14 protein-coding genes are annotated in these 12,227 nt (G+C 63.2%); 2 read left to right on the top strand and 12 right to left on the bottom strand.

Features of this window, described 5'->3' with window-relative positions:
• Window positions 1-59: 59 nt before the first annotated feature.
• The 7 genes from ACM5SV_RS09460 to ACM5SV_RS09430 form a co-directional block, all read right to left on the bottom strand.
• Entirely contained in the window at window positions 60-2,057 is a 1,998-nt protein-coding gene (locus tag ACM5SV_RS09460; protein ID WP_222014399.1) for a heme lyase CcmF/NrfE family subunit, read from the bottom strand.
• A complete protein-coding gene (gene ccmE / locus ACM5SV_RS09455; RefSeq protein WP_012756715.1) occupies window positions 2,054-2,551 on the bottom strand; it encodes a cytochrome c maturation protein CcmE in 498 nt (165 codons plus the stop codon). The genes ACM5SV_RS09460 and ccmE overlap by 4 nt, the downstream gene beginning before the upstream one ends.
• On the bottom strand, window positions 2,548-3,726 hold the full coding sequence (ccmI, locus tag ACM5SV_RS09450; RefSeq protein ID WP_419425185.1) for a c-type cytochrome biogenesis protein CcmI: 1,179 nt from the start codon (window positions 3,724-3,726) through the stop codon (window positions 2,548-2,550). The genes ccmE and ccmI overlap by 4 nt, the downstream gene beginning before the upstream one ends.
• 182 nt (window positions 3,727-3,908) lie before the next feature.
• A complete protein-coding gene (locus ACM5SV_RS09445; RefSeq protein WP_012756713.1) occupies window positions 3,909-4,331 on the bottom strand; it encodes a hypothetical protein in 423 nt (140 codons plus the stop codon).
• Window positions 4,332-4,449: 118 nt separating this feature from the next.
• Window positions 4,450-5,853 carry a sensor histidine kinase gene (locus tag ACM5SV_RS09440; RefSeq protein WP_012756712.1) on the bottom strand — a complete coding sequence of 468 codons (1,404 nt, stop codon included), beginning with the start codon at window positions 5,851-5,853 and terminating at the stop codon, window positions 4,450-4,452.
• Entirely contained in the window at window positions 5,843-6,514 is a 672-nt protein-coding gene (locus ACM5SV_RS09435; protein WP_012756711.1) for a response regulator transcription factor, read from the bottom strand. The genes ACM5SV_RS09440 and ACM5SV_RS09435 overlap by 11 nt, the downstream gene beginning before the upstream one ends.
• A 55-nt stretch (window positions 6,515-6,569) precedes the next feature.
• A complete protein-coding gene (locus tag ACM5SV_RS09430) occupies window positions 6,570-6,818 on the bottom strand; it encodes a hypothetical protein (protein WP_012756710.1) in 249 nt (82 codons plus the stop codon).
• A gap of 373 nt (window positions 6,819-7,191) precedes the next feature.
• On the opposite strand from ACM5SV_RS09430, the gene ACM5SV_RS09425 reads away from it, so the two are divergent.
• Window positions 7,192-8,418 carry an MFS transporter gene (locus ACM5SV_RS09425; protein ID WP_113547102.1) on the top strand — a complete coding sequence of 409 codons (1,227 nt, stop codon included), beginning with the start codon at window positions 7,192-7,194 and terminating at the stop codon, window positions 8,416-8,418.
• Between the two features lie 239 nt (window positions 8,419-8,657).
• Here ACM5SV_RS09425 and ACM5SV_RS09420 read toward each other — a convergent pair whose 3' ends face one another.
• Both ACM5SV_RS09420 and ACM5SV_RS09415 read right to left on the bottom strand, forming a co-directional pair.
• Window positions 8,658-8,963 (bottom strand): Dabb family protein, encoded by a 306-nt coding sequence (locus ACM5SV_RS09420; protein WP_012756708.1) that lies wholly within the window; start codon window positions 8,961-8,963, stop codon window positions 8,658-8,660.
• A gap of 51 nt (window positions 8,964-9,014) precedes the next feature.
• On the bottom strand, window positions 9,015-9,719 hold the full coding sequence (locus tag ACM5SV_RS09415) for a hypothetical protein (protein WP_222014408.1): 705 nt from the start codon (window positions 9,717-9,719) through the stop codon (window positions 9,015-9,017).
• Window positions 9,720-9,875: 156 nt separating this feature from the next.
• Here ACM5SV_RS09415 and ACM5SV_RS09410 point away from each other — a divergent pair, with 156 nt between their 5' ends.
• Window positions 9,876-10,007, top strand: coding sequence for a hypothetical protein (locus tag ACM5SV_RS09410; RefSeq protein ID WP_020486941.1), 132 nt, complete (start codon window positions 9,876-9,878; stop codon window positions 10,005-10,007).
• 149 nt (window positions 10,008-10,156) lie between these two features.
• Here ACM5SV_RS09410 and ACM5SV_RS09405 read toward each other — a convergent pair whose 3' ends face one another.
• The 3 genes from ACM5SV_RS09405 to ACM5SV_RS09395 all read right to left on the bottom strand — a co-directional run bounded on the left by ACM5SV_RS09405 (window position 10,157) and on the right by ACM5SV_RS09395 (window position 12,217).
• Window positions 10,157-10,717 (bottom strand): TetR/AcrR family transcriptional regulator, encoded by a 561-nt coding sequence (locus ACM5SV_RS09405; RefSeq protein WP_128439208.1) that lies wholly within the window; start codon window positions 10,715-10,717, stop codon window positions 10,157-10,159.
• Window positions 10,718-10,737: 20 nt separating this feature from the next.
• On the bottom strand, window positions 10,738-11,199 hold the full coding sequence (locus tag ACM5SV_RS09400; protein WP_012756704.1) for a DUF1348 family protein: 462 nt from the start codon (window positions 11,197-11,199) through the stop codon (window positions 10,738-10,740).
• A gap of 85 nt (window positions 11,200-11,284) precedes the next feature.
• Window positions 11,285-12,217, bottom strand: a complete 933-nt coding sequence (locus tag ACM5SV_RS09395) for a pyridoxamine 5'-phosphate oxidase family protein (protein WP_128439209.1) — start codon at window positions 12,215-12,217, stop codon at window positions 11,285-11,287.
• Window positions 12,218-12,227 lie beyond the last annotated feature (10 nt).

Here is a 12,227-nt window from a genome sequence, read left to right as displayed (position 1 = left end):
GGACTTGGGCGCGCTGGATTCCTGTGACAAGCACAGGAATGAGGGGTCCGGTGAGCGCATCATTCCGCCGGCTCCATTTTGGGAGCTGCCGGCCTTGCCGGCTTCGCCTTGCGGCGCGGCGCGCCGACACGCAGGCGGCGGTCGCTGAGCGAGACCAGGCCGCCGAAGGCCATAAACACCGCTCCGCCCCAGATGCAGAGAATAAACGGCTTCCACCAGATGCGCACGACAATGCCGCCGTCCTTGGTGGCGTCACCGAGCGACACATAGAGCTGGCTGAGCCCGAAGGTCAGGATGCCGGCCTCCGTCGTCGGCATCTGGCGGGCAGTGTAGAGGCGCTTGGCTGACCAGGTATCGGCAACCGCGACACCGGCGCGCCGGACGGTGAAGTGGCCGCGGTCCTCGGTATAGTTCGGCCCGGTCGCCGGCTGCATGCCGTCGAAATGCAGACTGTAACCGCCGGCCTCGGTCACCTCACCGGGCTTCATCTCGATGACATACTCGCTCTCGAACGTCGTCACCGCAACGATGCCGAGCACGGTGACGCCGAGCCCGGCATGGGCAAGGGCCGTGCCGAAGGCCGACCGCGGCAGGCCGGAAAGCCGGCGCCAGGCGAGACGGCCTGCGACCTTGCCGATGCCGGCGCGGTACCAGAGATCGGCGACAGCACCGAGGATCAGGAACAGCCCGGCAGCGAGGCCGAGCACCGAAAGCACCGGCCCGCCATGTTGAATGTAGAAGAAGACCACCGCGGCAAGGAAGGCCAGACCTGCGACGACATAGAGCCGCTGCAGGGCGCCAAGCAGATCGCCGCGCTTCCAGGCAAGCATCGGCCCGAAGGGCACGATGACGACCAGCGGCGCCATCAGCAGGCCGAAGGTCAGGTTGAAGAAGGGCGCCCCGACGGAAATCTTGTCGCCGGTCAGCGTTTCCAGCAGCAGCGGATAGAGCGTACCTGTGAGCACCGTGCCGCAGGCGACCGTCAGGATGAGATTGTTGACGACGAGCGCGCCCTCGCGCGAAATCGGCGCAAACAGCCCGCCGGCCGACAGCTTCGGCGCGCGGAAGGCGAAGAGCGACAGCGCCCCGCCGATGAAGATCAGCAGGATGCAGAGAATGAAGACGCCGCGGGAGGGATCGCTGGCAAAGGCATGCACCGAGGTCAGCACGCCGGAGCGCACCAGGAAGGTGCCCATCAGCGACAGCGAGAAGGTGAGGATGGCGAGCAGCACCGTCCAGATCTTCAGCGCCTCGCGCTTCTCCATGACAAGCGCCGAATGCAGCAGTGCGGTGCCCGCTAGCCACGGCATGAAGGAGGCATTTTCCACCGGGTCCCAGAACCACCAGCCGCCCCAGCCGAGCTCGTAATAGGCCCAGTAGGAGCCCATGGCGATGCCAAGCGTCAGAAAGGTCCAGGCGGCCAGCGTCCAGGGCCGCACCCAGCGTGCCCAGGCGGCGTCGATGCGCCCTTCCAGCAGGGCCGCAACCGCAAAGGAAAAGCAGACGGAGAAGCCGACATAACCGAGATAGAGCAGCGGCGGATGGATCGCGAGGCCGACATCCTGAAGAACCGGGTTGAGATCGCGGCCCTCGGCCGGCGCCGGATCGAGACGGAGGAAGGGATTGGAGGTCAGCAGGATGAACAGCGTGAAGGCGACCGAAATCCAGGCTTGCACGGCCAATACGTTGGCTTTCAGCGTCTCCGGCAGATTGCGGCCGAAGATGGCGACCAGCGCGCTGAACAGCGTCAGGATCAACAGCCAGAGCATCATCGATCCCTCGTGATTGCCCCAGACGCCGGAATATTTATAGAGCAGCGGCACCAGCGAATGCGAATTCTCCCAGACGTTCTCGACCGAGAAATCCGAGACGACATGGGCATAAGTCAACACACCGAAGGAGAAGGCCACGAGCGCAAACATCGCCAGCGAGCCGATCGTCGCCACATCCATCATCGCCCGGTCGTGACGGCGGGCTCCGATCACCGGCACGATGGAGAGGATGAGCGCCGTGGCCAGCGCCAGCACCAGCGCGTAATGGCCGATCTCGATGATCATGGCGTCGCCTTCACTTCCTGGCCCTGAGCTTCTTTCCCTTGAGCTTCCTGGCCTTGGCCTTCCTTCCACAGTCCCTGGGATTTGAGCCTGTCGGCCACATCCTTCGGCATGTAGGTCTCGTCATGCTTGGCAAGCACGGTGTCGGCGACGAAGACGTTCGTTCCAGCGGCAAACATGCCTTCGGTGACGACGCCCTGGCCCTCGCGGAAGAGATCGGGAAGGATGCCGGTATATTTGACCTTCACGGCATTGGTGCTGCCGTCGGTGACGGCAAACTCCACCGTCGAACCGGTGCCGCGCACGACACTGCCCTCACCGACCAGGCCGCCGAGGCGGATGCGGGTTTCCGGCGCCACCGGCGTCTTGGCGAGATCGGCCGGCATGTAGAAATAGGCGACCGACTGGCTGAAGGCGAACATCACCAGCAGCACGGCGGCGAGGATGAAGCCCATGCCGCCCGCAATCACCGCCAGGCGCTTCTGCTTGCGTGTCATTGCGTCGCTCCCTCCGTGGCTATGCCGAGTTCCCTGGCAAGCGTCAGCAATTGCCTGCCCTGTTCGCCGGGCGGCGGAAAGGCCGCAAGCCCACGCTTCAAGGCGCCGGCGGCGCGATCCTTGTCGTTTAATACGGCGTAAGAGCGGACGAGCCGCATCCATCCCTCGAAATTGTTCGGATCCTCGCTGAGCTTGGCGTCGAGGCTCTCGACCATGCCGCGGATCATCTGCTGCTGGTTGCCCGCGCTCATAGTCTCGGCCGCCGCCACATCTTGCTGCGTGGGATTGCCGGGGGCAGCCGGACCGGCGCCCGGGGCAGCCGGATCGGCGCCTGGGGCAGCCGGATTGGTCCCGGCCGGCGCGCCGCCGTTCATGGCGATATGCTGGTTGACCAGCGGCAGCCAGGGCGCATCTGATGGCGATTGTTTTGCCAGCGCCTCGAAGGCCTGGCGCGCCTCGTTCGGCCGTCCCGCCTGCTCCATGCTGAGGGCGATGTAGAAGCGGGCACGCGGATTGTCAGGTTCGAGCGTCAGCGATTGTTCCAGCACCTGCCGCGCCTCCTCCGTCACCACGCCGTCGGAGACCGCCATCAGCGTCTCGGCAAGGCCATCGAGCCGGACCGAGCTCGGGCCGAGAAGCCGGATGGCATTGCGATAGGCCAGTTGCGCATCGTTGACGCGCATCGTGCGGAAATAGATCGGCGCCAGCACGTCCCAGCCCTTGCCGTCATCGGGCTTCTCAGCCAGGTGCCGTTCCGCCTTGGCGATCAGCACCGCCACGTCGTTGCCAGGGTTTTCCAGCCGCGCCTCCAGCGGCTGCGAGGGCAGGTCCGGCCTGCCCGTCGTCAAATAAAGACAGAGCCCGAGAACCGGCAGGACCAGGAGAACGAAGGCTTCGGTGAAACGGTGATGCCGTGCGGGTTTCGGCGTCTCAGCCGGCTCGTCGGCAGAGACGGCGATCAGCCGCCGGCCGATTTCCGCCCTCGCATAATCAGCCTCCTCCGGGGTGATCAGCCCGCCATCGAGATCGCGGTCGAGTTCGCGCAACTGGTCGCGATAGACCGCCGCCTCGCCCGCACGGATATTATCCGCCGCCTTCGCTCCGCGCAGAAGGGGGTAGAGCAGGATGACGGCGAGGGCTGCCGTCAAAGCGGCAACGAGAATCCAGAACAGCATGTCGCCCAAATACGTGAAGCGCGCCTTCATTCCAACTGCCAAAGCCGGAATGACGAAGATTTGAGGCTAGCGCATAACCCCGAGAATCGGAATCGATTTTCGGAAAGGATTATGCGCCATTTAAAGTGATAGAGCGTCCTTAGCGCGTCCTGTCGGACGCGCGGCGCTCTATTGGCCGCAATTCAGAGCGGCGACCAGCTGCCGTCGTCATTGCGGCAGGCAGCGCCGCGCGTCACCGTGTCCTTGCCGTCGACGGTCAGCGTGTGGGTATATTGCCGGCAGTTCTGGGAACCGACCTGATAGGGTGCAGCCGCAACGACCTTGCCGGTCACGTCCTTGCCGGTCCAGAGCACTGGCTGGCCGACGGCGGCGCCTTCCAGCGCCCGATATTCCGCCTCGAGCGCGCGCTGCTTGTCGCTGTCGTTCAGCGTCACGCCGCTGCGGCCGACGATGCCGCCCTGCAGCGCGGTGATGAAGGCGGCCGATGCCGAGGGCTTGCTCGAAAAAATGCCGCGCGAAGCGGCACTCTTCGTCGTCGTGCAGCCGGACAGCGCGACGGCGACGAGAAGAGCGGAAGCGATCATGCCTTGCGAGCGTAAAATCATTGCGTCGAACCACGATCAGGGGTCAATTTCAGCCGATCGAAGTGCAGCGTCCCCGTGTCAGCATTAAGGCAAAGCATGCTATACATTTGCCAGTATCTTTGTGACATCAAGCAGTTGCTCATGCAACATCCTTTGTGACGCCGGGCAGGATAAGCTTGGCCTTCAGCCCGCCCCATTCACCGCGGGAAAGCTCGAGCCGTCCCTGGTATTCGTTGGAAATCTCGGTGACGATCGAAAGGCCGAGCCCGGTTCCAGGCTTGCTTTCGTCGAGCCTGCGGCCGCGCTTCAGCGCCTCGCGGATCTGGTCCGGCTCCAGGCCCGGCCCGTCATCCTCGACGGCGAGTTCCACCCAATGGCGGCGGCCGCTCGCCTCCACCCCCTTCACATCCTCGGCGGCCTCGACGGCCGAAAGCCGCACCCGGCTTTTGGCAAAACGCGCCGCATTTTCCAGGAGATTGCCGACGGTCTCCTCGAGATCCTGCTGCTCCATGGCAACGGCCAGATGCGGCGGCGAGACGACGAGATCGAATTCGGTATCGACGTTCAGCCGGCGCATGACGCGCACCAGCCGTTCAAGCGCCGGCTCGGCATCGGTGCGGGCGAGCACGGATTCGCGCTGCGCGGCGATGCGCGCCCGATTGAGATAGGACTGCACCTGCCCCTGCATCGCTTCCGCCTGGCTGCGGACCAGCTCACCATGGGATTTTTCCAGGACGCGCGCCTCGTTGAGAAGCACGGCGATCGGCGTCTTCAGCGAATGCGCGAGATTGCCGACCTGCATGCGGGCCCGCTCGACAATGCGACGATTGCTGTCGATCAGCGCGTTCACCTCGTTGGCGAGCGGCAGGATTTCGCGCGGGAAGTCGCCCTTCAGCTGTTCGCTCTCGCCGGCGCGGACGCGTTCCAGCGCGGCACGCGCCTTGTCGAGCGGCTTAAGGCCGTAGAGAATCGCCAGCGCATTGACGATCAGGCTGCCGACGCCGAAACCGGCCAGCGCCAGATAGAGGCTGTGGGAAAAGGTGCGCACGTCGTCCTCGACGACATCGACGTTACCGGTGACGCGGACGCGCGCCGCGCGGCCGTCGGTATCGAGCACCACTTCGGTCTCGGCCACCTGCACGCGGTTCCCGGAAGCATCCGTCACCTGATAGTAGCGCTCGTAATTCTTGTCGAAGGGCGCCTCGACGACGGAGGGAACCGGAATGAGCGCCGAGCCGAGCGAAGGCGACACCAGCGGCGCGGTCGTATAGGTGCCGAGCGGCTCCACCACCCAGTACCAGCCGGTCTTCGGCTGGGCAAAACGCAGGTCGCCGAGCTGCGGGCTGCCGCTGAGAGCGCCCTGATCGCCGATCGTCACCGAATTGATGACGTTGTAGAGCTGCGCCCGCAACAGATCCTGGAAACCGCGTTCGGCACTCTTGCGGTAGAGGGTGGAGATCAAGAGGCCGATCACCACCAGCGCCACCGTCGACCAGACCGTGGTCAGCAGCAACACACGTGCGGTGAGCGACTTAATTCGCATGTTTCGGCGCTTGGATGCGGTAACCGAGACCGCGCACCGTTTCGATCAGGTCGACCCCCATTTTCTTGCGCAGGCGGCCGACGAAGACCTCGATCGTGTTGGAATCACGGTCGAAATCCTGGTCGTACATATGCTCGACCAGTTCCGTGCGCGAAACGACCTCGCCCATGTGGTGCATGAGATAGGAAAGCAGGCGATATTCGTGCGAGGTCAGCTTCAGCGTCGTGCCGTTGACCGTCGCCTTCGAGGACTTGGTATCGAGCCGCACCGGCCCGCAGATGATCTCGGATGAGGAATGCCCGGCCGCGCGCCGGATCAGCGCCCGAAGGCGGGCCAGCACTTCCTCGACATGGAAGGGCTTGGTGACGTAGTCGTCGGCACCGGCATCGATGCCGGCGACCTTGTCGCTCCAGCGGTCGCGCGCCGTCAGGATCAGCACCGGCACACCGCGGCCGGCGCCACGCCATTTTTCTAGAACGGTGACCCCGTCCAACTCCGGCAGGCCGATATCGAGGATGATGGCGTCATAGGGTTCGGTGTCGCCGAGGAAATGGCCTTCCTCGCCATCGAACGCCTGGTCGACGACATAGCCCGCCTCCTTCAGCGTGTCGGCCAGCTGCCGGTTCAGATTCACGTCGTCTTCGACTACCAGGATGCGCATCGGTCCGCCTTCGTCCGCTTCAAATCAATCAATGTCCTGAATAAGCCGATTCCGCCTACATCGGAACCTTTACCGTGACTTTGCGTGGGCGCTGTCCATTGCCCTGCACAAGAACGGTGATGATGCAGGTATCGCCCACCGGTTGCACGGACAGGAGCTGGCCGCCGGTCTGCTCGACGACCTGGGCTGCGGCGGCGCTGCAATCGCCTCCGATACGCACGACAAAACTGCTCGTGGCGTCCGGTGAGGGCGCCGATACCACCAGTCCGGCGGCCAATGCTGCGACGCTCAGAGGAAAGGCCATGTGTTATGCTTTCAAGGTAATGCCAACTTGCTCCGAATATGTACTCACGCGACCTGAATGGCAAATGAATGCCCCGTAATGCAGGGTGTTTAGAACTGTTCTCGACTGTTCGAAGCAGCCGGTTTCAGGGCCTGGAAAACGCCGCAGCAGCCAGCTACGGCCACCGCCATTGCACCCAAAAACGATGACCTCCAGCCTTATCCACGCGTTCTTTATCACCTCCGGTAAAGGTGGGGAGCCGGCGGGACCGACACCACAGTCTTTGTCCGCGAATCGGCCGCGCCGTTCCGATTCCTGCCGACCGCAGCTTTCACGGGCCGGTTGAAACTGTTATGTCCTTGCCGCCCCCACATTTCAGACCGTTTCAGCACCAATGCCAAAATCCTCCCGCTTCCGCTCGGCGCAGACGGTCACCGTCCTCGCCGTTACCCAGCTGATCGGCTGGGGCACGACGTTCGACATGCTCGGGGTCATGGGCCGTGTCGTCGCGCCGGATCTCGGCCTGGCGAACGAAGTGGCGTTTGCCGGCCTGACGATCATGATGGTGGTCAGCGCCATCGTCGGTCCGGCGACCGGCCGATGGCTCGGCCGCTATGGTGCTGCCCGTGTGCTTTCGGCCGCCTCGCTGACCTTTGCGCTCGGGCTGCTTCTGCTTGCCGCCGCAAACGGCATCGTGCTCTATGCCAGCGCCTGGGTCATCATCGGCATCGGCGGCGCATTTGGCCTCTCGGCGCCGGCCTATACCGCCGTCGTCGAGCGCGAAGGAGCAAACGGCAAACGCGTCATCGCCATCCTGATGCTGTTCACCGGGCTTTCGAGCGCCATCTTCTGGCCGATCCTCAGCCTGCTCAACGAGGCGGTCGGCTGGCGCCTCACCTTCCTGGTCTGTGCGGCGCTGCAATTCTTCGTCTGTCTGCCGCTGCATCTCTTAGGCCTGCCGAAGCCGATCGCAACACATGTCGAAGGCGGCACAGCCGAAATCGCTCCGGTGCCGCTGTCGAAAGCCAAGCAGCGAAAAGCCTTCCTGCTGATCGCCGCGACGACGACGATCTCGACCTTCGTCACCTTCGGCATCTCGCCATCACTGCTCGAAATCTTCCGCCAGTCCGGCGCCTCGCCGGCCTTTGCGCTGCAGCTCGGCTCGGCACGCGGCGTCCTCGGCATCTCTGCACGTTTCCTCGACATGCTGCTCGGCCGGCACGGCAACCCCATGCTCAGCGCGGTCATGGGCATCAGCCTGATGATGATCAGTTTCCTGATGATGCTGGTTGCCAGCCCGTCGACGCCGCTGCTTGTCACCTTCGTCCTGTTTTACGGGTTCGGCACCGGGGTCATGACCGTCGCCCGCGCGCTGCTACCGCTGGCGCTGTTCTCACCGCGCGAATTCGGACTGCAATCGGCCCGGCTGTCGCTGCCGCAGAACCTCGCCAACGCCATCGCCCCCGTCATCTTCACCGCCATCCTCGATCGCGCCGGCACCGGCCCGGCGCTCGCCGCCTGCGCCGTTCTCGCGGCCTTGTCGCTGGCCTTCGTGCTGATGCTGATGGCGCTGGTGCGCGGTGCCCGCGCATCAGAGTCAGCCATTCTTAATGTCTCTTGATTATCATCCAAGCATGGACGAGCGCGGCTTTCCGTCCATACGCCGCAACCGCTGCGGCAGCCAGATCATGAACCAGAAGCCGCTTTTCACGAATCTTTTGAATCGCTTGCCGCCGCTTTTTCGAAAGGTGAGTCTGAGGACTCAGAAGTTGAGTCAGCTTCCGGGCGATCCGAATCCGGAAAATCATTCATCCAGTTGAAATTTCGATGGAATACAGCGTGGCCAAACGCCTGGGCAAGTCAGAGCGGCCGCGTCACAGCCGTGCGGTTATCGTAGTCGGCGGCGATGCGCTTTTCCCGGAGCGGCCGCACGCGATCGATCGAGAGCTGATAATCGGGATGCGCCTTGTAGGCGGCAAGGGCCGCCTCGTCGTCGAATTCGCCATAGACTACGAGATCGATCTCGGTGCCCAGCTGATCGGTCTTCACATTGGTGCCGATTTCCAGCAGCCGCGCATGCGGAATGCCGGTCAGTATAGAAAGCCCGGCCCTCACCTCCTGCAGATGTTCCTCCTGCACGGTGAAGAAGACGATATGACGGATCACGCGGAAGCTCCTGTCAGATTTATCAAAATGATGAAGCGACCTTGGCGCACCCTATCGGAGGCGCGGCGCTCCAGCTGTCAGCCGGGCGATAACACGCGCGCCCCAGGCCTTCAACCGCGCGAGCATGCCACGGGCCGCATCGGGACGTATCGCCGCATCGAAGACCATGGCATAAGCGGCGAGCTTTTCCGCCCGGTCGGTGCCATTGACGATGCGGCGCGCATTCACCCAATCCGCGGTCGTCGCGTTCAGGTGATCGGCGAGCTTGTGGCCGGTAAAACTTCCCTGCAGCATGCCCTCGATCAGGATCGTCACCGCCGCATCCATCTCCATCGCCCGGTCGGGATCGGCAACGAGATCGATCCCCGTCAGCACACCCATCGCCTCGTAGTTCCGCTTGTGGGTGAGCTGCACCAGGCCGCGTCCGAGCCAGCTGCAGCCATCCTCGTCCGGCCGCCAGTAGGGCGTCTTCACCCAAGAGAGCCGGCCTGCGGCAAAGGCCGTCTCGAGGATCTCGACTGCGCGCGCATCGCTTTCCGCCAGCGTCTCACGCACCGGCTGCATCGTATAGGCGGTCTCGTGGTAAGCGGTTGCGAGGATATAGGCGAGCCACCGCCGGTCGGCATCGGCAAACCGTTCTTCCCAGGCGTCGAGAATCGCCGTGATGCCCACTACCTGAGGCTGAGTCAGGTTTCCCTTGAAGAGTCCGTGCCGTACCGTGTCGAAAAAGAATGCCCGGTCCATGTGGACAACCATTCCGCGCTTCCCTCAAATATCAAGGTTAAAACTATCTTAATCGATTAAATTCGATTTAATCGTTTAAAGTGTTTAAGCCACTGATTTACACGCCTTTTGTCTTGTGCAATGCATCTTCCTGCCCTGAAGCCTTACTGCGAAAAGAGGAGACTTCCGATGCAGACGTCCGCCAATAGCCCAACCACCATTCCCCAGCATGTCGTCGACCAGATGGAAAACGAATGGCGCCAGGTTCGCCCTGAACGGGAAAATACGCGCCCGGCCCAGCAGCCTCAACAGCAACGCTGAAATAGACGCAAAGCGGTACCGATTTAAGCTCGAGCGCCGCCCCAGCGCCCGATCAACGCCCCGGCCAGTCACTCATGGCCGGGTGAATTTTTTCATAGGTACAATACACGTCCCAGCGGTTGACCGCCCCTCATCGTAGTACAGCCCCCTCATCGCATCACAGCATCTAGCCGTTTCGCCAGCGTGTCCAATGATCGGGTGAAAATCATCCTGTCGTCGAGCGCACGCGACAGCACCAGTGCGCCTTGAATGCCCGCGACGCCCTCCTCGGCGAGTGTTTGCGCCTCCCCCTCAGACCGGCCTGCCCGCATCAACGCCGAGCGCAAGGCGTCGATCCAGCGAATGAAATAATCGCCGATCTCTGCCGAAAACCGCTCGCGGGTTTCGTCAAGCGCGAAGGCGCCGACGAGGCAGATGCGGCGACCGGAGCGGAAGTAGTCGTTCACATTCGTCCACATCGCCGCGATCGCCTGATCGGCGTCGTCCTTTCTCAGCGGCTGATAGATCGCATGTTCGAACCAGGCATCGACATCGGCGAGCACGGCGCCCGCCATCTCCTCCTTGCCACCGGGGAAGAAGTGGTAAAGGCTGCCCTTGCCGATGCCGGTGCGTTCGGTGATGCGGCTGAGCGAAGTGCCCTCATAGCCGAGCTCGCGGAAGATTTCGGCGAGCAGCGGTACGATGTCGGCGCGTTCGTAGACGGTCTTCACCCGTGGCTTCCCTGGCTTGTTTAGAGGCCGAGTTCGGTCAGACCGGGATGGTCATCCGGCCGCCGGCCGAGCGGCCAATGGTACTTGCGCTCCGATTCCCGGATCGGCAGGTCGTTGATGCAGGCGAAGCGGCGCTGCATCAAGCCGGCGGCGTCGAATTCCCAGTTCTCGTTGCCATAGGAGCGGAACCAGTTGCCGCTGTCATCGTGCCATTCATAGGCGAAGCGCACGGCGATGCGATGATCGGTGAAGGCCCAGATCTCCTTGATCAGCCGGTAATCCAGCTCCTTTGCCCATTTGCGGGTGAGGAAAGCGACGATCTCCGCGCGGCCGGTGATGAATTCAGCGCGGTTCCGCCAGCGGCTGTCCGGCGTATAGACGAGCGAGACGCGCTGGGGATCACGGCTGTTCCAGCCATCCTCGGCAAGACGGACTTTCTGGGTGGCGGTCTCAAGGGTGAAAGGCGGGACGAGGCTGGACATAGGTTCTCCGGGCGCTCCTGTACTGAACGGTTATCATTGTACTGATCAGTACATTGATTGGCAAGCCGCTTCCAGGCGGCGTTTCTCAAAGGCCGGGAGGCCGGCGCCACCGCAACGGCAGGGCATCCGGGCGAAGCACGATCTTTTGCGGCGTGAAACGCCACAACCGTTCCGCCCGTTGAAAGGTGGCGATCTCAGGCGAATCCAGCAGCACCTCGGCCCTGCCCGTCATCTGCAGGATGTCCCCGGTTTCGAAATCGATGAAGACCAGCCCCGCCTTCGGGTTGACGAGGAAATTACCCAGCGTGTTGAAGAACCGATTGCCGGGAAAATCGGGAATGGTCAGTACGCCATCGGCGCCGACATGGACGAAGCCGGCATTGCCGCCGCGATGGGACACGTCCACCTGTCGCTCGCCATTGTCGCGGTCGACATAGGAGGCGACGAAAAACGTATCGGCGCCCTCGATCATCCCTAGCGCCCGATCGTCGAGTTGGCTGGAATGAAGCGTCGGCATCGCCGTCGGCAGATCGGGATCGCGGACGAAGGCGGAGGAGCGAAGCTGGATATATTGCGGGCAATTGCCGAAGCTCTGGCCGACGCGTACTTGGAAAGCTTCAGCATCCGTCCTGTGGATCACGCCGTTCAGCCGGTTGCGCCGCCGGGTCTCGAGCTGGATGCCGAGCATTCCAATCGCGTCACCATCCTCCATGCCGGCATCGGCAGGATCGGCTGCGTCACGCGGCAGGTGCACCTCGAGAATCTCCGGCTCCGGCGAGGCCATGAACCCCGGGCGCTCGGCCCTGACCGTTGCCCAGACATCGCCCTTGGCATCGACCGCGCCGAGCACGACGAAAGGCAGCATCGGAAAGAAGGCGCGATGCTGCTCCGGCATGGCCTTGCGGACGAAATTCCGGCCCGGCCCGTCCATGCGTTCGGCGACACCGACACTGCGCTGCATGGCGAGTTCGCCCGCATGCCAGGGCGATGTGGCATCCTGTCTTGTCTGTTCCAGCATCACGGCCTCC

The organism is Rhizobium sp. CRRU65, from assembly GCF_048551595.1.
GTDB classification, from domain to species: domain Bacteria; phylum Pseudomonadota; class Alphaproteobacteria; order Rhizobiales; family Rhizobiaceae; genus Rhizobium; species Rhizobium leguminosarum_J.
The sequence above is the reverse complement of the archived record's forward strand: the minus strand, read 5'-3'. Positions and strand labels throughout refer to the sequence as shown.